This window comes from Nordella sp. HKS 07, from assembly GCF_011046735.1.
Classification (GTDB): Bacteria; Pseudomonadota; Alphaproteobacteria; order Rhizobiales; family Aestuariivirgaceae; genus Taklimakanibacter.
The window spans coordinates 6,443,086-6,463,114 of sequence record NZ_CP049258.1; the positions used below are offsets into that span (position 1 = coordinate 6,443,086).

The 20,029-nt window shown below is 61.4% G+C and carries 16 protein-coding genes and 1 pseudogene; 8 read left to right on the plus strand and 9 right to left on the minus strand.

What is annotated here, in order from left to right; translation table 11 throughout:
- Positions 1 to 7: 7 nt before the first annotated feature.
- Positions 8 to 1,177, minus strand: a complete 1,170-nt coding sequence (locus G5V57_RS30535; protein WP_165172466.1) for an MFS transporter — start codon at positions 1,175 to 1,177, stop codon at positions 8 to 10.
- Positions 1,178 to 1,285: 108 nt separating this feature from the next.
- Between G5V57_RS30535 and G5V57_RS30540 the strand changes: the two genes are divergently transcribed.
- Positions 1,286 to 1,759 (plus strand): Lrp/AsnC family transcriptional regulator, encoded by a 474-nt coding sequence (locus G5V57_RS30540; protein WP_165172468.1) that lies wholly within the window; start codon positions 1,286 to 1,288, stop codon positions 1,757 to 1,759.
- A 132-nt stretch (positions 1,760 to 1,891) separates the two neighbouring features.
- On the opposite strand, the gene G5V57_RS30545 is transcribed toward G5V57_RS30540, so the two are convergent.
- The gene (locus G5V57_RS30545; protein WP_165172470.1) at positions 1,892 to 2,422 is read right to left on the minus strand and encodes an SRPBCC family protein; all 531 of its coding nucleotides are present in this window, start codon (positions 2,420 to 2,422) and stop codon (positions 1,892 to 1,894) included.
- 46 nt (positions 2,423 to 2,468) lie between these two features.
- Between G5V57_RS30545 and G5V57_RS30550 the strand changes: the two genes are divergently transcribed.
- The gene (locus G5V57_RS30550; protein ID WP_165172472.1) at positions 2,469 to 2,924 is read left to right on the plus strand and encodes a GNAT family N-acetyltransferase; all 456 of its coding nucleotides are present in this window, start codon (positions 2,469 to 2,471) and stop codon (positions 2,922 to 2,924) included.
- Between the two features lie 11 nt (positions 2,925 to 2,935).
- Here the strand turns inward: G5V57_RS30550 and G5V57_RS30555 are convergent.
- From G5V57_RS30555 to G5V57_RS30565, 3 genes and pseudogenes are all read right to left on the minus strand, one after another.
- Positions 2,936 to 4,268, minus strand: a pseudogene (locus G5V57_RS30555) (TRAP transporter large permease subunit).
- The gene (locus G5V57_RS30560) at positions 4,265 to 5,167 is read right to left on the minus strand and encodes a TRAP transporter small permease subunit (RefSeq protein WP_246737424.1); all 903 of its coding nucleotides are present in this window, start codon (positions 5,165 to 5,167) and stop codon (positions 4,265 to 4,267) included. Before G5V57_RS30560 ends, G5V57_RS30555 begins: the two are co-directional and overlap by 4 nt.
- Before the next feature lie 92 nt (positions 5,168 to 5,259).
- Positions 5,260 to 6,381 (minus strand): TRAP transporter substrate-binding protein, encoded by a 1,122-nt coding sequence (locus G5V57_RS30565; protein WP_165172474.1) that lies wholly within the window; start codon positions 6,379 to 6,381, stop codon positions 5,260 to 5,262.
- A gap of 194 nt (positions 6,382 to 6,575) precedes the next feature.
- Here G5V57_RS30565 and G5V57_RS30570 point away from each other — a divergent pair, with 194 nt between their 5' ends.
- A complete protein-coding gene (locus G5V57_RS30570) occupies positions 6,576 to 7,886 on the plus strand; it encodes an FAD-binding oxidoreductase (RefSeq protein WP_165172476.1) in 1,311 nt (436 codons plus the stop codon).
- A gap of 33 nt (positions 7,887 to 7,919) precedes the next feature.
- Here the strand turns inward: G5V57_RS30570 and G5V57_RS30575 are convergent, their stop codons facing one another.
- Positions 7,920 to 8,288, minus strand: a complete 369-nt coding sequence (locus G5V57_RS30575) for a hypothetical protein (protein ID WP_165172478.1) — start codon at positions 8,286 to 8,288, stop codon at positions 7,920 to 7,922.
- Between the two features lie 300 nt (positions 8,289 to 8,588).
- Between G5V57_RS30575 and G5V57_RS30580 the strand changes: the two genes are divergently transcribed.
- The gene (locus tag G5V57_RS30580; protein ID WP_165172480.1) at positions 8,589 to 9,803 is read left to right on the plus strand and encodes a pyridoxal phosphate-dependent aminotransferase; all 1,215 of its coding nucleotides are present in this window, start codon (positions 8,589 to 8,591) and stop codon (positions 9,801 to 9,803) included.
- Here the strand turns inward: G5V57_RS30580 and G5V57_RS30585 are convergent.
- The 3 genes from G5V57_RS30585 to G5V57_RS30595 all read right to left on the minus strand — a co-directional run bounded on the left by G5V57_RS30585 (position 9,793) and on the right by G5V57_RS30595 (position 15,571).
- The gene (locus tag G5V57_RS30585) at positions 9,793 to 10,836 is read right to left on the minus strand and encodes a hypothetical protein (RefSeq protein WP_165172482.1); all 1,044 of its coding nucleotides are present in this window, start codon (positions 10,834 to 10,836) and stop codon (positions 9,793 to 9,795) included. The two genes, G5V57_RS30580 and G5V57_RS30585, sit on opposite strands and share 11 nt — an antisense overlap.
- Positions 10,837 to 11,533: 697 nt before the next feature.
- Positions 11,534 to 14,416 (minus strand): efflux RND transporter permease subunit, encoded by a 2,883-nt coding sequence (locus tag G5V57_RS30590; protein WP_165172484.1) that lies wholly within the window; start codon positions 14,414 to 14,416, stop codon positions 11,534 to 11,536.
- A gap of 12 nt (positions 14,417 to 14,428) precedes the next feature.
- Entirely contained in the window at positions 14,429 to 15,571 is a 1,143-nt protein-coding gene (locus G5V57_RS30595; protein ID WP_165172486.1) for an efflux RND transporter periplasmic adaptor subunit, read from the minus strand.
- A 261-nt stretch (positions 15,572 to 15,832) separates the two neighbouring features.
- Here G5V57_RS30595 and G5V57_RS30600 point away from each other — a divergent pair, with 261 nt between their 5' ends.
- From G5V57_RS30600 to G5V57_RS30615, 4 genes are read left to right on the plus strand one after another with little or no spacing between them, the layout of a single operon-like run.
- Positions 15,833 to 16,768, plus strand: coding sequence for a branched-chain amino acid ABC transporter permease LivH (locus G5V57_RS30600; RefSeq protein ID WP_165172488.1), 936 nt, complete (start codon positions 15,833 to 15,835; stop codon positions 16,766 to 16,768).
- A 2-nt stretch (positions 16,769 to 16,770) separates the two neighbouring features.
- The gene (livM, locus tag G5V57_RS30605) at positions 16,771 to 18,402 is read left to right on the plus strand and encodes a high-affinity branched-chain amino acid ABC transporter permease LivM (RefSeq protein ID WP_165172490.1); all 1,632 of its coding nucleotides are present in this window, start codon (positions 16,771 to 16,773) and stop codon (positions 18,400 to 18,402) included.
- Between the two features lie 49 nt (positions 18,403 to 18,451).
- Entirely contained in the window at positions 18,452 to 19,303 is an 852-nt protein-coding gene (locus tag G5V57_RS30610; RefSeq protein ID WP_305849376.1) for an ABC transporter ATP-binding protein, read from the plus strand.
- Entirely contained in the window at positions 19,303 to 20,028 is a 726-nt protein-coding gene (locus G5V57_RS30615) for an ABC transporter ATP-binding protein (RefSeq protein WP_165172494.1), read from the plus strand. Before G5V57_RS30610 ends, G5V57_RS30615 begins: the two co-directional genes overlap by 1 nt.
- Position 20,029: the final 1 nt, after the last annotated feature.

Below are 20,029 nucleotides of genomic sequence, written 5' to 3' on the forward strand. Positions count from 1 at the left end.
TTGAAGATCAGGTCCGACTGGTGGATTTCGGCAGGAACAGCAGCACCAACACCGCCCCCGCCCACAGGCTCGCCGTCGCCGCGAAGCTCGTGGCGAAGAAACCATAGGTGGCATAGACGCTGCCATAGAGACCGCCGCCAAGCCCTACCGCCACATAGGTGATGAACGAAAAGAGCCCCATCGCCGTCGACCGCTCCGCCGCTGGAGTGGCGCCAATATAGGAGACGAGCACATTCATGCCGACATGCTGCACCAATCCCCAAATCAGCGGATAGGTGATCGCCGTCCACAAATTCAGCGTCGCGAAGGGCAGCACAATGTAGTTGATGCCGACGACGAACAACGCCGTCGCCATCAGCCGCGCCGGTCCCACCCGGTCGATAAAGCCGTCGAAAAACACGGCGAGGCCGAAGCCGATGCCATAGGAAGCGGCGATGATCCCGCCAAGCCAGGCACCGGCATGGTGCAACTGGCGCGCATGATCGCCGAGGAACGTATAAGTTTGGTAGAAGCCGATCATGAAGACGAAGGTGGCGATGAGCGCCAGCGGCATGCCCTTCACCGCCAGCGCCTGGCGATAAGGAACGGGACGCGAGGCGGCGGTAGCTTCGGCTTTCGGCAATAGCCCGATGCCGAAGATCATGACGGCTGAGATCGCCGCGACTGCGATGAAGGTGCCGCGCCAGTCGATAAGATCCGACAGGATGGCCGCGATCGGCACGCCCGCCACCATGGCCACCGACCAGCCGAAGATTACCCGCCCCATGGCGCGCGAGCGCATGTGGTCCGGGGTCAAATCGGCGGTGAGCGCATAGGTGCCGGGGATAATCACGCCGGCCGCGAGGCCGGTGACGAACTGCCCGGCTACCAGCATCCGCCAGTCGCGGGCGAGGGCGCACAGCGTCAGCCCGGCGGCGATGACGGCAAAGGCGATCTGGATCGCCTGGCGCTTGGGCCACTGGCCGAGCCGCGGCGCTGCCAGGAGGGCGGCCAGGGCCACGCCGACACCATAGGCGCCCGAGGCGATGCCGATCTCGACCGGACCGGCGGCAAGCGACCACCCGATATCGGGCAACATGGGCGACAGCATCAGCGCCTGGATGCCGACCGCGGCGATACCAGACATCAGGATCAGCAGATGGTTCTGCGCGGAGGGAGTGCTGGCGACGGCGGTCATGGCGTCTAACCTTGATAGATGAATTCCAATTATCTCCATATCATGTTATGGAGAACGCTAGAAACGGCTATTTTTGTCTACCGAACCTCATTCAGGGATAACCCGCCCATGGACGCCATCGACCGAAAGCTGTTAGCCATCATGGCCGAGGACGCCTCGATCGCTTATCGCGACCTGGGCGAAAGGCTAGGTCTATCCGCCCCCTCCGTCTACGAGCGCGTCAAGAAGCTCAAGAAGGAAGGCGCCATCCGCCGCACCACCATCGAGATCGACGGCGAGGCCATCGGCTGCCCCCTCCTCGCATTCGTCCATGTCACGACCGAAGGCTGGGGCAAGACGCCTGAGATGCTGGCCATGGGCGAGGATCCGCGGGTGGAAGAACTTCATTCCGTCGCCGGCGACAGCTGCATGATCCTGAAGGTTCGCTGCGAGGGCACCGGCGCTCTCGAGCAGCTTCTGAAGCGGGTCTATGACATTCCGGGGGTGCGCGGCACCCGCTCCTACATCGCGCTCAACACCTTTCTGGAGCGCGGGCCGCGTACCGAACTGATCGCCCAAAATAGCGACAAAGCCAATCCTTAACGGGCCCTTTCCCGGACCCTTTAGTTTTGGAGCTTGGTATTGAAACTCCTTACACGCCTCTCCCGTAGTCAAGGGGGCAAGTGCAAGGCGACAGGAGGCGCGGTCCGGTCCGGAGAACGGTCGGGCTGCGTTTTATTTTTCGGCTAACGCCTTCAGCTTGGCGAGGCCCTCGGCGTTGTCGGGCCCGAACGTGCGGTCATAGAGAAGTCCCATCCAGCGCTCGAGCGGATTGCGCAGCAGCGTCTTGAGCCCCCAGGTGACCCGCGTGTCATTGGCAACCGGCACGAAATCCAGATAGGCGATCGCACTACCCCTCCCGCCAAAATCGAGCGTCGTAGCGAAGCGCTTGTTCGGCTGATAGTCGACCACCGTCTGCGATCCGCTGCCGAGCTGCGGGTTGTCGGAGGTCCAGGACATCTTCTGGCCGATGCCGGTTTCGGGCCCTTCGAAGCTGTAATGAAGCCCCGGATCGATCTCGGCCCAGGGGGAGAACTCCTTGAACCGCTTGAGATCGCCGACGATGGCGAAGACCTTGTCGGGTGGTGCCGCGATGGTGATCTGGCGCTCGACCACCGCCTCGCCCGGCAGCACATAGGCGCCGCCCATGAAGACGACGACAAGGGCGATCAGCGCATAGACGATGCCCAGGATGAACTTTTTCATTGCAGCCTGCTGGTCCTGATTAAGTGGCGGCTCTATAGCTCACCATATGCGCGCTGCCCATCTGTTCCGCATCAGGCCCTATGAACCGCGCGACCATGACGCGGCGGCCGAGGCCGCAAATGCCGCCTGCCGCCAGGCCTATGCCTATTTCGGCTACAATCATCCGGTTTCCGTATCGCGCCAGCGCCTTCTCGAAACCGTCGCCGAAGGCCAGCGCTGCTTCGTGCCGGAAATCTCGGGCGTGGTGGCGGGAATCCTCACCCTCAAGCCGGCTTTCATCGACAAGCTTTTCATCGCTCCGCATTGGCAGGGCGCCGGAATGGGCTCGGCCTGTCTCGATCTCGCCAAGGCGCTCTATCCGCAAGGCATCGAGCTGCACTGCGCCCAGCAGAATTATGGGGCCCGCCGCCTCTATGAGCGTCACGGCTTCATCGCCGTGACGCATGAGATATTCGAGCCCATCGGCATCGGCGATGTCATCTACCGCTGGCCGGGAAGCTAGCTCCCGAATGCTCAGTGCCCGTAGAGCTGGCGCGGCAGCCACAGCCCGATCTCCGGGAATGTGTAGAGCAGCACCATGGCGATCAGCACGATGACGATGAAGGGCATCACGCCTCTGAAGATGTCGTTGATGTTTACATGCTTCGGCGCGACACCCTTCAGATAGAAAGGCGCCATGGCGACGGGCGGCGACAGGAACGACGTCTGGATATTGAGCGCGATCAGGAGACCGAAGAACAACGGATCGATGCCGAAATGCTCGAGCAGCGGCAGGAAGATCGGTACGAAGATGACGATGATCTCGGTCCATTCGAGCGGCCAGCCGAGAATGAAGATGATGATCTGGCTGACAATCAGGAAAGTGAACGGCGAGAGATCGAGCCCGACCACGAAATCCTTGATCACGCCGTCGCCGCCCAGCGCCGCAAAGACGGCCGAGAACATGAAGGAACCGACGAACAGCCAGCCGACCATGGCCGAGGTTCTGGCCGTCAGATAGACCGACTCGCGCAGCATCTCGTAATTGAGCGAGCGATATGCGGCGGCAAGCACGAGCGCCCCCCAAAGCGCCGATAGCGGCGGCTTCGGAAGGTGTGGCGAGCCCGAACAGGATGGCGCCCAGGACCGCTAGGATCAGAAGCGCCAGCGGCAGGAAGGATGTGACAAGCTGATACAGAATGGTCGCATAAGGAACATCACGCTCCGCCTTGGGCATGGGCGGCGCCAGCGACGGATTGATCAGCACCCGGATCATCACATAGACCATGTATAGCCCGGCAAGCATCAGGCCGGGAAAGAAAGCGCCGGCATAGAGCTGCACCGGCGACACGCCGGCCGTCGCGCCATAGAGGATGAGCATGATCGAGGGCGGGATGAGGATTCCGAGGCAGCCGCCGGCGCAGACGACGCCGGCCGAAAGCTTCACGTCATAACCCTGGCGCAGCATGGCCGGAAAGGCGAGCAGCCCCATCAGCGTCACCACCGCGCCGACGATGCCGGTTGCGGTGGCGAACAGCGCGCAAGTGGCGAGCGTGGCGATGGCGAGCGAACCCGGCAACGCGCCTGAGGCGAGCTGGATGGATCGGAACAGGCGGTCGAGGATATTGGCGCGCTCGACGATGTACCCCATAAAGACGAAGAGCGGCACCGAGATCAGCACGTCATTGGTCATCACCGACCAGGTGCGCTGGACCAGCAGCGCCGCCACCGTATCGATATTGCCGTCATAGGCGAGGAAGGCGAAGCCGACGCCCATCGCCATCAGGGTGAAGGCGATCGGGAAGCCCAGCATGATCAGGAAAATGAAGAGGACGAGCATCAGCACGCCCAGTTGCGGGTCGGTCACGGGCGGCCTCCGGCTGCGGTGGTGGGTTCGGCATGCTGGGCGAGGATGACTTTCTCCAGCTCCTCGACGTCATGCAGCCTTTGCGGCCACTCGCCGCGCCTCAGGCAGAAGATGCAGCGCACCACCTCGACGAAGCCTTGCAGCAGCAGCAGCACGCCGGTCGCCGGGATCAGCGTCTTGTACTGATAGACCGGTAGGCCGTCCGGGCTGTAGGCCGAATGCTCATGCGTCATCCAGGACTGCGCCGCGAAACCGTACCCTGCGAAGATGAAAGCGATAATACCGGGGAAGAAGAACAGGATATAGAGCACCAGATCCATCAGCGCCTGGCGCCGAGGCGACCAGGTGCGATAGAGGAAGTCGCCGCGTACATGCGCGTTGCGCGACAGCGCATAGGCGCCCGCCATGATGAACAGCGCCCCATAGAGGATATAGCTCGCGTCATAGGCCCAGGTCGTCGGCGATCTCAGCACGTAGCGGGAAAACACCTCGTAGCTCACCGCCAGGGTGAGAATGACGATGGACCAGGCAAAGAGCTTGCCGACGAAGGTCGAGACCTGGTCGACCGGGATGAGGACACGCTGCAGGCGCGGTCCCCACCCCTCGTCGGCCGAGCGCTTGGCGAGGTTGAGCGCGAAGCTCGCCAGGATCGCGATGGTTCCCAGCCAGAAGAGCCAGGGCGAATAGGCCAAGGTGCCGCGCTCGGCATGAGCGGCCGCCAGCGGCACGCAGCGCTCGAAGGGTCCGAACAGGCAGAGAAAGACCTGGCTGGGTCTGAGGCCCTTACCCGCCACCAGGCCGCCGACCTGGCCATAGGCATAAAGGGACCAGAAGATCGCCACCAGGATGAGGACGACGCCTCCCCCGAAAAGCAAGAGCGGCAGGCGCTGATGCTTCATGGCGCCGTCACGCGGTAAAAGATCAGCACACATCTCCCCTTTCAGTCAGGCTCTCGCCCGTATCCCGGGCGAGAGCACAATGCGGCTGAAACTCACGCGCTGAAGAAATGATCGTAGGCGGTCTTCTGGTCGACTTCCATGTCGAACTGGAGGGAGATGACCCGCTTCGCCCAGGCCTTTTGCGACTCGACCACCTTGGCGAAGAATGGCTCCTGCGACTGCGCCGCGATCACCTTATCCCAGGCGGCGAGTTGCGCCTGCAGCACGGCGTCGGGCGTGCGGTGCACTTTCACGCCCTGGTGCGCCTTCATCGCCTCGAGATCCTTGGAATAGCGGTCCATGGCTTTCCACGACATATCGGCCGAGGCCGATTCCGCGCCGTATTTGAGAATCGCCTGCAGATCCGCCGGCAGCGCGTCAAATTTCGCCTTGTTGAACATGATCTCGAAGCATTCCGCCGCCTGATGATAGGACTGCAACATGTAGTCCTTGCTGACATCCGGGAAGCCGAGAACGCGGTCGGAGGAAGGGTTGTTGAACTCCGCCGCCTCGAGCAGGCCGCGATCCATCGCCGGCACGATTTCACCGCCGCCCAGAATGGTTACCGCCGCGCCCATTTCCTTGAACAGGTCGGCGGAGAGACCGACGGTGCGGTATTTCAGACCGGCGAGGTCTTCCGGCTTCTCGACCGGCTTCTTGAACCAGCCGAGCGGCTGGGTCGGCATAGGCCCGGTGAGGAAGCCGACCAGATTGAGGCCAAGTACCTGCTGAACGAGTTCTTCATAGAGCGCCTGGCCGCCGCCATATTTCATCCAACCGACCATCTGATTGGCGCGCCAGCCCCAGGCCGGCGGTGTACCGAACAGCGAGTAGGCCTTGTGCTTGCCGTACCAATAGGCGCACACGCCATGACCGCCATCGAGCGTGCCGGCGATGACCGCATCCTGCAGCTCGAAGGCCTTGGCGACGGCGCCTGCCGGCAGCAGTTCGAGCTTGAGGCGGCCGCCCGACATCTCATTGACGCGGCTCACATAGTCCTGCGCATATTCATGGAAGATGTCCTTCGATGGCCAGGTGCTCTGGAATTTGAACACAACGGCTTCCTGGGCACGGACGACATTGGGCATCGACAGAGCGGCCGCTCCGGCGACCGTTGCGGCGGTGCCGGTCGCCAGGAATTGACGGCGCGATTTGGACATATGGGATTTGGGCATGGGGTTCCTCCTCGGGTGACGCCTGCTTATGCTTGGGCGTTTGGTGGGGGAGTGTGCAGGAGAAACACGGGTGAGGCAACTTGCCGCGTCATTCAACTAACGTCGAATACGCCCGCATTTCCTTAAGTGGCTGATTTGGAACTGGGAAACAGCCAGTGTTATAGTCGGCGCCCCTTCTGCCGCGTGTGAGCCCCATGCCATCACAGATATTTCATCCCGAATTCAAGCCGCGCCCCTTCTGGTGGGAGACCTATGCGCCGGAAGCCCAGGCGCCCATCGACCTGCCAAAGGAAACCCGCGTTGCCATCATCGGCGCCGGCTATGCCGGGTTGTCCGCCGCCCTCGCCCTCAATGAAGCAGGCCTTGACTGCCTGGTGCTCGATGCCAACGAACCGGGTTTCGGCGCCTCGACGCGCAACGGCGGCATGGTGTCGGGCGGCGTCAATGTCTCAAAGCGTTATGTCGCCAGGCCATTGAGCGCCGAAGAGGCCGTCCCCTTTCTCAACGACGCCGCCGACGCCTTTGCCCATGTCGAAACCTTGATCACGCGCGAGAAGATCGCCTGCCATTGGACCAAAGCCGGATATTTCCTCGGCGCCTGGTGCCAATCGCATTACCGCGCCATGGAGAAGAAAGTTCAGGCTCTCAATGCCGACGCGCAATCAGGCGCCTATATCGTGCCGCGAGAACGTCAGCGCGAGGAAATCGGCTCGGACTATTACCGGGGCGGCATGGTGGTCGAGCGTGCTGCCCATATCCATCCTGCCCTTTACTACAAGGGCCTTCTCAACTTGATCCGCAAGCGGAGTATTCCGGTCGCGGCGAAGACGCCGGTCACGGGTCTGGTGCAATCGGCGTCGGGATGGACCGTCGAGACGCCACGCGGCCCGGTCAAGGCCGGCGACGTCGTGATCGCCACCAATGCTTATACCGGCAATGTAACACCGCAGTTCAAGCGCCGCCTGGTCCCGGTGGGTTCCTATATCATCGCCACCGAGGAACTGCCGCCCGATATCGCGGCCTCGTTGTCGCCGAAGAACCGTTCCTTCGCCGATACACGCCGCGTGCTCACCTATTTCCGCATGTCGCCGGACGGCAGGCGCCTCATTTTCGGCGGCCGCGCCAAATTCGGCCAGACCGATCCGGTCGAGACGGCGCCCATCCTCTACCGCTTCATGCTCGACCGGTATCCGCAGCTCAAAGGTACGCGCATCACCCATGCCTGGACCGGCAATGTCGCCTTCACGCTCGACGAGATGCCGCATATGGGCAGGCTCGACAATCTCCATTACGCGCTCGGCTGCAACGGCTCCGGCATCGCCATGCTCAGCTATCTGGGCTTCCAGACCGGCCGCAAGATCGCCGGTCGGGTCAACCGCATCTGCGCCTTCGATCAGGAGGAATTCCCCACCCACCCGCTCTATCACGGCAATACGTGGTTCGTGCCGTGGATTGGGCGCTACTTCCGCACCCGTGACTGGATCGATCGGAACATCCTGGGCTGAAGCTCTGGATCCCCGGCACTACGGGGCACTTGCTCAGCCGCAGCGCGCCTGCAGGGCCCAGACGCCGCCGTTGAATTTGGGCTCGCCGACGAGGCGACCTCTCTGACCGTCGGGACAAGCGAAATAGCCGAGCGAGGACGAAGCGATATTGACCGCATCCTTCTGGCTGTCGGGCTTCATCGGCGTCGTCGTCCCTGACACTTTCATGTCGAAGACCTTCATGGCGTCATTGTAGCTGTAGTTCAGCGCGTAATGCTTGCCGTTGTAGAAAATCGGCTCCGAGCGTGACTGCGTCTGGACGCTGCGCGGCCCGCCGGAGTTGATATCGATATTGCTCGACTTGCTGGAGCAGGCCGCGAGCAGGACGGACACACAAACAAGCACAGGCGCAGTAAGTTTCATGGCGGTTCCGGATGTCGGGGAAGGCCTGCGCATATAGGGGTATTCGCCCTCTATGTACAGGAATGAGGTTCAGTAGAAACACCGATTTAGAGCATCGGCCCGAGAAGCTCGTGGTCGGGCTTGACCCGACCATGCGTGCGGTCCTCGGACAGGCCGATGCGCAAAATCAAAGAGATAGAGCGCCGAGGTGATTCCGTGAGACCGCCCGGCACTCTAGTCGAACCGGCCCTAAGGGCAGACTGTGACATTTTTGCGAGGCTCCTCGACCTCTTTCCGGTGCCGTGGCATAGAGCGCCCACCATGGCCCCATTCGACGTCTCCTCCCTGCTCGCCCGCCGCGCCGCCCAATCAGATGAGGGCGCCATCGTGCGCATGTCGCAACGCGCCCGGGAGCTCCGGGCGAAAGGCCAGGATATCGCCAGCCTGACAATCGGCGAGCCCGATTTCGACACGCCCGCTTTTATCCAGACGGCAGCTACCGAGGCCATGCGCAAGGGCCTCACCCATTATTCGCCGGTCGCCGGCATACCCGAACTGCGCCAGGCGCTGGCGAGGAAGCTCAAGGACGAAAACGGGGTCGATTACGCCGCCAACGAGATTGTCATCGCCAATGGCGCCAAGCAGGCGATCGCCAATGCCGTGCTCGCCTTGATCGAGCCGGGCGACGAAGTGATTCTCCTGTCGCCCTATTGGGTCTCCTACGAGATCACGGTGCGCCTGGCGGGCGGTGTGCCCGTCATCCTCAAGGCCGGCGTCGAGGAGAATTTCAAGGCGCCGCCCGCCCGCATCGCCGCGGCGCTGACCGACAAGACGAAGCTCCTGATGCTGAATTCGCCCAGCAATCCGACCGGCGCGGTATGGAGCCGGGCCGAGCTCGACGCTCTGGCCGAGGTCGTCAAAGGCCATCCCCGCCTGATGGTGCTCTCGGACGAGATCTACGAATACATTCTGTTCGACGGCAAGATGACGTCCTTTGCGAGCCTGCCCGGCATGCGCGAACGTACGGTCACGGTAAACGGCTTTTCCAAGAGCTTCGCCATGACGGGCTGGCGGCTCGGCTATTCGGCAGGCCCCGCCCCGCTCGCTGTCGCCATGGCCAGGCTCCAGAGCGGCCTTACCGCCGGGGCCAATTCCTTCGTACAGCATGCCGCGCTCTCCGCACTGTCGGCGCCGCGCGACGATGTCGAGAAGATGCGGCAACGCTACGAGACGCGCCGCGACATGGTGGTCAAGGCGCTTTCCGCGATTCCGGGCCTGAAGCTCGCTCCCATTCCCGCAACGTTCTATGCCTTCCCCAATGTCGGCGCCTTCCTCGGCCGCAAGGTCGGCAATCACGTGATGGACAGTGTCGACGTGCTCTGCGACTGGCTCCTCGATGAGCATGGCGTAGCGACCGTGCCGGGTTCGGCTTTCGGCGATCCCAACTGCATCAGGCTCTCCTTCGCCACCGGCGAAGTGGAACTCGAGAAGGCCCTAGCCCGTTTCAGCGAAGGACTGGGCCGCCTTACGGCATAGCGATCCGCCTCTGTACTTCTTCCATCGCCGGGTCGCGCGCCGCCAGGTAGTCTGCGAAGGTTAGCGGCGCCTCTACTTGCGGATCGAGCGAACCGGGAGCTACGCCATAGGCGTAGTTGAACAAGAAACAATGCCCGATATCGGAAAGGCCGCAGCCCTTCTCCCAGTCATGAAAAGCAGTGGCGTAGCGCACGGGTATTTTCGAGTTGGGCAGCACCGTGCGGCCTCCATCCGCCCAGAATTGTCCGCGATCGCCCGGGGGGCCGCCGATCTGGAGCCCGCGCGCGCCCGCGAAGTATTTGAGCCGAGCCAGCATGGCGATGCCGGCAGCATAAGTGTTGGTCCCGGAGAGGATGAAGATGCGGCCGTCCTCGGGCACCGTCCTGGCAAGCCTGCGGGTAAAATCCGCCGCCAGCACGTAATTGCCGCTCCGATTGAAGCGCAGATCGACCACGACGTCCTTGACGCCTTTCGTCTTGATCTCCCCGAGCACGCCATCCAGATAGGTGGCGAGAGGCTCAGGCCAGGCGTTCTTGATGCGATTCAGCTGCATGTACAGAAACCCGCTGCCGGCCGGTATCTCATGCCAATAGGCCTGGTCGGGTCGTGAGAGATAGGCCGGCACTCGCCAGCGGCTGAGGACATGCGGCCAGCCGTCATCATTGGTGGCGATCGGAATCGGACTGAGGTCACGTACCGGCCAATAGTTCTTTCGCGGCGGCGCCTCCGGCTTGCCGCCGGACAAAGTGCGTTCGACCTCTGTCCCGTCCGCAAGACGCAGGCGCAGGCGACTCATGGCCGGGTTGTCGCCCAGCCCCGCCGCATTCAGCAGTTCGGGCGACACGAGGAGACGTGGCACATGATTGGCGAACAGGGTGTCTGCGCCGCCGATGAAGTTCCTGAGCTCGACCAGCAATCCCTCGACCGGGCGTCCGTCGACGGCAACGAGCTTAGCGCCCAGAATATCGACATTGTCATCCCGGGCTTTCACCACGAACAGACCGTCGGCGAAGTGTCCAAGACGGATCGGCAAGGTTCGGAAGCCGCCCTTTTACAGTTTCAGCCAGATCCACCCATACAGAGTAATATTATCTGGTATGTTGTGATACAGCATTTCATTTTCAGCCTCGTCTCAAAATGATGGGAGGCATTTCAGTGCACAGTATGTCGGCTTCATGCATCCCAAAATGGCAGTTGAAAATATATTGCTTGTTAGGCTGCAAAGGATGCTGATCCGGCAACTTCATTCCTCAAACGCACTAGCATTTGATAGGTTTCTGACCTGCCAGATCGTGATTCACGCGGTCACTGCACTCGAGAGGCACACCGCGCTTACAGTAGCGAGCTCAGATTTCGGCTTCTGCAGGAAAGTTGTTTGATCCTGGTGGTGAACCTTTTGCCTACATCATTGTCATAACACGTTTCTCGGCTTGCCGTCTGGCCTCCATGAATAGGTAACGCTGTTTAGCCTGAGTGACGATCTCGGCAGCTCCACAGGCCGATACCACCGCAAAGCCATTGCTCCTGTAACGTTGCCGTTCAGATAGAGGGCGTAAGACCACTGGCGGCACCGTGATAACGCGTTTTTTAATATCGTGCTGATTGCCGCGCTTTCATATATTTGACTTAGTGTCGATGCGGTCGAATTTTTGTTTTTCAGAGCAATGGCGCCAGCAAGATTGAGGAGTAACATTTTTCATCACCACCATGGCGCAGTATCGCCAATGGTTTCAGGCGGTCGTATACTTCCTTTGATGGCCGAGAACTCTCGCCGTAGCCTCAGCTCTTCCTGAGGCTTGCAGCGCACCCGACCACCAGTGCTTCGAGATGAGGCCGATCAGCGTCACGAGGCCGATCTGGGTATAGATGTTGATCGTGCCGGAGCCGAGATTGATCCCAAGCTGGCCCTGCGTCGCGCCGTTGACCTCGCCCAATATGAACAGGAAGAACAAGGCGCCGAACATCGAGGCCGGCAGGCCGATCAGGATGATGAACGGGTCGCGGAAGCTTTCGAACTGGGCGGCGAGAACCAGGTAGATGACGATCAGCGCGAACAGGAAGGTGTAAGCGAGCGTGTTGCCCTCGGTCACGAACTGCCGGCTTTCACCCTGGAAGTCGTAGGTCATGCCTTGCGGGAAATGCTCGGCCGCCTTCTGCTGCAGAAACGCCACCGCCTCGCCGACGGTGCGGCCGGGGAAAGGTGCGCCCTGGAAAGTCGCCGAGTTCAGCTGTTGAAACGTCGCAAGGCTGTTGGGCTGTACCGTCTGGTCGAGCGAGATGAAGGAAGAGAGAGGCACCATGTCGCCCGAGGTGGTGCGCACCCGGTAATCGAGCAGTCGCTCGGCCGAGCCGCGGAACGCCCGAGGCACTTGGGCGATCACTTCATAGGATCGCCCCTGGATGTTGATGCGGTTGACATTGTTGCCGCCGAGCAGAACGGCCAGGGTGGCGCCGACATCGCTCATGCGGATGCCGAGCTGGTTGGCCTTGTCCTTGTCGATGATGAGCTCGGCCTGCGGAGTCTCGAATCTGAGATCGGTGTTGGTGAAGATGAACAGACCGCTTTTCTTCGCCTCGGCTTCGATCTTGTCGAGCACCTCGGCGACCTTGGTATAGTCGCCCGGCGACTTGATCACGAATTCGACCGGCATTTCGCCGGCGCCGATCGGGATAGCCGGCGGCGCGGTGGCGAAGGTCTTGACCCCGGGAATACCGCCGAGCTTGCCCTGCAATTCACCGAGTATCATCGTGTCGGAGCGCTCGCGCTGCTCCCATGGCTTCGTGATGAGGCCGACGAACGAGGCGTGCACCGATCCCATGCCGACGATGGTGAACACGTTCTGCCGCTCAGGGACATCCATGAATATCTGCGTCACCCGGTCCGCATAGGTCTGCAGATAATCGAGATTGGTATGCTCGGGCGCGTTCACGAAGGAGAACACGACGCCTTGGTCTTCTGCCGGCGCGAGTTCTTTGTTGATCGCGGTATAGAGCACACCTGACAGCGCGATGATGAGCACGACCATGACCGCGAAGACCGGCCGCTGCTTGATGGCGCCGTCGAGGCGGCGCGAATAGAAGCGGCGCAGCCCGCCGAAAACGCGCTCGATGAAGCGGCCGAACCGGCCCTCCTCCTCATGCTGCTTGAAGATCTTCGAGCACATCATGGGCGAGAGCGTTAGCGCGATGACGCCGGATATGATGACGGCGCCGGCGAGCGTGAAAGCGAATTCGCGAAACAAGGCGCCGGTGAGGCCGGAAGTGAAGCCGATCGGCGCATAGACCGCCGCCAGCGTCAGCGTCATGGTGACGACCGGGCCGGCGATCTCGCGGGCACCTGCAAGCGCGCTCTGGAACGGCGTCATCCCATCCTCGATATGACGGTGGATGTTTTCCACGACCACGATGGCGTCGTCGACGACGAGGCCGATGGCGAGCACGAAAGCGAGCAGCGTCAGCAGGTTGATCGAATAGCCGAGCGCCAGGAGGAAGATGGCGACGCCGACCAGCGACAGCGGGATGGTGATGACCGGAATCAGCGTCGAGCGCAAATTGCCGAGGAACAGGAAGATGACGACGATGACGATGAGCGTCGCCTCGAGGAGCGTCTTGCTCACTTCCCAGATCGAGGCATTGATGAACTCGGTCGCGTCATAGGCGATGCTGGCCTTGAGCTGCGGCGGCAGCTGTGCCTGCAGCTTCGGGAATTCCTCGCGGACCTGCGAGATCACCGACAGCGGATTGGCGTCCGGCGTCGTGGTGATGCCCAGGAACACCGCCTTCAGCCCGTCGAAGGACGAGGTCGAATCGAAATTCTGGGGCCCCAGGTCGACGGTGGCGATCTGCCCCAGGCGGATGATCGTACCGTCCTTCACCGCCACGACGAGTTGCAGGAACTGCTCGGGCGTCTCGAGCGACGTCTTGGCGTTGATGTTCTGCTGGGTGAAGTCGCCCTTCACGCTGCCGGCGGCGGTGGTGAAGTTGTTCTGGGCGAGCGCGGTATTGACGTCGAGAGGCGTAATGCCGAGTGCCGCCATTTTGTCGGGGTTGAGCCAGACGCGCATGGCGAATGTCGAGCCGCCGAGGATCTCCGCTTCGGCGACACCGTTGATGGCCTGGATCTGCGGCCTGATCACCCGGTCGAGATAGTCGCTGATCTGCGCCGGCGCCATCGTTTCCGAGCTGAAGCCGATATACATGAGCGCATAGGGCGTGCCCGTGGTGCGGGTCACCACCGGATCCTTCGATTCATCCGGCAGCACGCTCTTGACTTCGTTCACCTTGGACAGAACGTCAGCCAGTGCCCGGTCGCCATCGGCGTTGAGCTTCAGCTTCATCGTGATGGTCGAGACATTCTGCGCCGATGTCGATTTCAGCGTATCGATGCCCTCGGTCGAGGCCACCGCCTGTTGGATAGGGGTTGTGATGAAGCCCTTGATCTGGTCGGCATTGGCGCCCGGATAGGCCGTCGTGATGGTGATCGTCGTGTCTTCGACCTTCGGGAACTGCCGCACCGGCAGGTTCCACACCGCATTCGCGCCGACCAGCAGGATGAGAAGGCTCACCACCGACGCCAGCACGGGCCGGCGAACGAAGATGTCGGTGAAACTCATGGGGCGCCCCCGTTATTGCGTGTTGCGGTCAACCGTCAGGTTGAGCGCGATCGAGTTGTCGATTCGAACCTTCGAACCCTGGTCGATCTTGTTCTGGCCGGCGATCACGATCTGATCTCCGGGCTTCACACCATCGACCACATTCACTCTGCCGTCACGCACCATGCCCAGCTTGATGAAGCGCCGCTCGATCTCGAGATCGGGCTCCTTCGCATTGGGATCCGCCTCCTTCGCCTTCACCACGGCGAAGACGCTGTCGCCATAGAGCGAATATGTCACCGCCGACTGCGGGATCGTCACCACCGGGGCCGGCTCACCGACGATCACCTTCACATCGGCATACATGCCGGGCACCAGGCGCCCGTCGGGATTCTCGAGTTTGCCCCGCACCGTGATCATGCGGCTCTCGGCCGAGACCCGGGCGTCGGTCGTCGACACCTCGCCGTTGAACGTGTCGTTCTGATAAGCGGCGAACTTCGCTTTCACCTTCTGGCCGATCTTGATGCGGCCGAACTCGCTTTCGGTCACGGTGAAATCGACATAGATCGGATCGACGCTCTGCAGCCAGATCATGTTCTGGCCGGGCGCGACATATTTGCCGGCCGCGACGTCGCGCAGGCCCAGCCTGCCGTCCCACGGCGCATAGATCGACTTCTGGGCGATCAGGGCTTCGGTGCGCTCGATCTCGGCCTGCATCCGGTCGCGCAGGACCTTCGCCGTATCGAAGACCGACTTAGACGCGAAGCCCTTGTCCAGCAGCGCCTGCTGCCGGTCGAGCTCAACCTGGGCATTGCCGAGTTGCACACGAAAATTCTTGAGATCGGCCTGTTCCGTGTCGGTGTCGAGTTGGAAGAGCTTCTGGCCCTTTTTCACCAGGTCGCCCGAATCGAAATAGAGCTCCTTGACGATGCCGCCGACCTGCGGCGCCACCTCGATTCCGTTGATCGCCGTCAGGGAGCCGATCGCTGTAACTTCCGGTTCCCACTGGTCCTGGCGCGCCGCTTCGGCCGACACGGTTTCCACCGGCTTGGGCGCGCTCATGATGAAGCCGGCGATCATCTTCGGCTTGAAATCAAAGGCATAATAGGCGATCGCCCCGGCAAGTCCGCCGAAGACAATCAGAACGAGAAAAAGATATATGATGCGGCGCAACATGGGGCGTTTAGATAGGCCGTTTGAAGCTGAATGTAAATGATATAAACTTACGAAATAGCCACTCCTGACAGATTTGCGAGCTACTATTTCGTTACGAAATGTTTCGGCACCTGAGAGGCGAATCTTAGACTTTTGGTCAGGTATCGAGCAACGGCTTGTGTTTCCAAAATGATACGTTTAAGGAACGGGAGTCCAGCCACCTAGAAGCTGGGCCTTAAGAAGAGAAAAGACAATGGGTGAGAAACGGCAGCAGGGGGGCTCATGGAATATTTCCTCGAGCAGCTCATAAACGGCATTACGCTCGGCTCGATCTACGGGCTGATCGCCATCGGCTATACAATGGTCTATGGCATTATCGGCATGATCAATTTCGCCCATGGCGACATTTTCATGGTCGGGGCGTTTATTTCCCTGATTGCCATCCTGGCCATCGGCCTGACCGCCTCGGCGAGCTTCGCCCTCCTCCTTCTGGCGCTGATCCTAGTCCTGGTCATCGCCATGATTCTGGCCTCGGCCTATAACTGGACGGTCGAGCGCGTCGCCTACCGGCCACTCAGAGGGTCTTTCCGCCTAGCGCCGCTCATTTCCGCCATCGGCATGTCGATCGTCCTCCAGGAGTTCGTCCGCATTGCCCAGGGCGGCCGGCCCAAGCCGATGCAGCCCTTGATCAGCGGTGGCGTGGAACTGATGCACCGCACCACCCAGCAAGGCGAATTCGTGGTCCGCCTGTCCACCATGCAGATCATCATCATCGTGACCACACTCGCTTTGATGGCGCTCTTCACGGCACTCATCACCCGTACCTCGCTCGGGCGTGCTCAGCGCTCCTGTGAGCAGGATATGAAGATGGCGTCGCTGCTCGGCATCGATGTCAATAAGACGATCTCCATCACTTTCATCATGGGCGCCTCGCTCGCTGCGGTGGCCGGCCTGATGTTCTTCCTGCGCTATGGCGTGATCGACTTCTATATCGGCTTCCTCGCCGGCGTTAAGGCCTTCACCGCGGCGGTCCTCGGCGGCATCGGCTCGATCCCCGGCGCCATGCTGGGCGGCCTCGTCATCGGCCTCATCGAAGTATTCTGGTCGGCCTATTTCTCGGTCGAATACAAGGATGTCGCCGCTTTCGCGATGCTCGCGGTAGTGCTCATCTTCCTGCCGCAGGGGCTTCTGGGCAAACCGGAAGTGGAGAAAGTCTGACCATGGCGCCTACGCACCCCGTAGAAACGCAAAAGGGACAAAGTGCTGTGAAGGCAGCCAAGCAGCAAACACCAGCCAGCCCCGATTATCGGCGCATTCTCATCGATACCGCACTTACCGCTTTGATCGCGCTGGCGATCATCGGTCCGATTGTCGGCATGAATGCCAGCGCCCCGCAAGGCGGCCTCGTCCTCGAATATCGCCCCTGGATAGTCTTTGTCCTTGTCGCCATCATCACCGTCGGGCGCCTCGCGCTTCATCTCCTGGTCTGGAACCGGCCTGCCTGGGTAACGCCGCAGCATGTCAAGGGCTGGGGATTGGGAGCGATCGTCGTTGGCGTGGTGGCGTCTCTCATCGGCGTGTTCAACACGGACGCGCCCTTGGGCCTGCTGGCCCGGATCCATCCGAGCCTGCCCGCCTGGCTCATCGCCTTCGGCATTTTCGCGCTCCTGTCGGGCATCTGGCTACTGGTTTCCGGCGCCAATGAGAGCGCGGAAGCCAAAGGCGTCCAATCCAGCTTCGTTCAGACGATTGAACCCCTCGGCAAATATGTCGGTATCGCGCTTCTGGGCGTGGCCCTCGTCCTGCCTTTCATCCCCGGCGTCGACCGTCGCATCGTCGACCTGGGGATCCTGATGCTGACCTACATCATGCTGGGCTGGGGTCTGAATATCGTCGTCGGCCTGGCGGGCCTCCTCGACCTGGGTTACGTCGCCTTCTATGCCGTCGGCGCTTATTCATACGCATTGCTTGCCACCGTTTACTTTCCTTTGTGGTTTGGCGACGCCATCACGCCATGGACCTTCTGGCTGGTCCTGCCGATCGCAGGCCTCCTCGCCGCCTGCTGGGGCCTGATCCTCGGCTTTCCGGTCTTGCGGCTCCGCGGTGACTATCTGGCTATCGTCACCCTCGCCTTCGGCGAGATCATCCGCGTCATTCTGGTCAACTGGTATACCTTCACCGGCGGCCCCAACGGCATCACCGACATTCCCCGGCCAAGCTTTTTCGGCATCCCCTTCACCAATGACGATAAGGGTTTTGCCGCGACCTTCGGCCTGACCTATACGCCTCTGCAGCGCATCATCTTCCTCTACTACGTCATTCTTGTCATGGCGCTCATCACCAACTTCGTGACGATGCGCTTGCGCAAGCTGCCGATCGGTCGTGCCTGGGAGGCCTTGCGCGAGGATGAGATAGCCTGCCGCTCGCTCGGCATCAACACGACCAACACCAAGCTCACCGCCTTTGCGATGGGCGCGATGTTCGGCGGCTTCGCCGGATCCTTCTTCGCCACCAGGCAGGGTTTCGTATCGCCTGAATCCTTCGTCTTCATGGAATCGGCCATCATCCTCGCCATCGTCGTGCTCGGCGGCCTGGGCTCGCAGATCGGCGTCGTCATTGCCGCCATCGTGGTGATCGGCGCCTTCGAGCTGTTCCGCGAAATGGCTTTCCTGAAAGCCATCATGCCGGAGGGCTTCGATCCCACTCAATACCGCATGCTGGCGGTCGGCATCGCCATGGTGCTGATCATGCGCTGGCGACCGCGCGGCCTCATCACCAGGCGCGATCCATCCATCTACCTCAAAGAGAAGAAGGCGGTTTCCTCTGACCTCGTCGCGCAGGGGCATGGCTGAAATGGCGAGTTGGAATACCAATCCCGTGTTGAGCGTGGATCATATAACCATGCGCTTTGGCGGCTTGGTCGCCATCGACGATCTCTCCTTCTCCGTTGGGCGCAACGACATCACCGCCTTGATCGGCCCCAACGGCGCCGGCAAGACCACCGTCTTCAATTGCCTGACAGGCTTCTACAAGCCGACCGAAGGCATGATCGTCATGCGTCACGAGGACGGCAAGGAGTTCATCCTCGAACGCATGGATGATTTCCGCATATCGCAGTTCGCCAAGGTGGCGCGCACCTTCCAGAACATCCGCCTGTTCGCCGGCATGACGGTGCTCGAGAATCTCGTCGTCGCCCAGCACAACACATTGATGCGGGCATCGGGCTTTACCGTCGCCGGCATTCTCGGAATTGGCGGCTATCGCCGGGCCGAAAAGGAAGCGGTCGAGAAATCCAAATACTGGCTGGAGAAGATCCATCTCATCGACCGCGCCGATGATCCGGCGGGGGATCTGCCCTATGGCGCGCAGCGCCGCCTCGAGATCGCGCGCGCCATGTGCACCGAGCCCAAGCTCCTGTGCCTCGACGAGCCGGCCGCCGGCCTCAATCCGCGCGAATCCGACGATCTCAACAAGCTGCTTCTGTCCATCCGCAAGGACCAGGGCATCGGCATACTCCTGATCGAGCATGACATGAAGGTGGTCATGGAGATTTCCGACCATGTCGTGGTGCTCGATTACGGCCAGAAGATCGCCGACGGCACCCCTGCCGAAGTGAGGACCAATCCGGCGGTTATCGCCGCCTATCTGGGCGTCGATGAGGAGGAAGCCCCGCCCATCGCCGAAAAACTCATCACCGAGGCGATCGTGCGGGCCGAGAATACGCCGACCTCCGGCGAGAAGGGGCGCCATTGATGACGAAGCCCCTCCTCACCATCCGCGGCGTCGAGACCTTCTACGGCAAGATCCAGGCGCTCCGGGGCATCGACCTCGATGTCAATGAAGGCGAGATCGTCACCCTCATCGGATCGAACGGCGCCGGCAAATCGACCCTGATGATGACCATTTGCGGAACGCCGCGCTGCCGGTCGGGATCGATCAATTTCGGCGGCGACGACATCACCCAAAGTCCGACCCACGAGATCGTCCGCCGCGGCATCGCGCAGTCGCCCGAGGGCCGGCGCATCTTCCCACGCATGACGGTTCTGGAGAATCTGCAGATGGGTGCGGCCGTCAGCGATCCCAAACACTTCGACGAGGATCTCGCCCGCGCCTTCAAGACTTTTCCCATCCTCGAGAAGCGCCAGGGCCAGCGCGGCGGCACGCTTTCCGGCGGCGAGCAGCAGATGCTGGCGATCGCACGTGCCTTGATGGCGCGCCCGCGGCTCCTGCTCCTCGATGAACCTTCGCTTGGCCTGGCGCCGCTCATCGTGAAACAGATCTTCCAGGTCATTCGCGATTTGAATGCCAGCCAGGGTCTGACCGTCTTTCTGGTTGAACAGAATGCGTTCCACGCCTTGCGGCTCGCCCACCGCGCCTATGTGATGGTGAACGGCCGCATTACCATGTCGGGCACCGGCAGCGACCTGCTCGCCAGCCCGGAGATCCGCGCTGCCTATCTCGAAGGCGGCGCCCATTGAG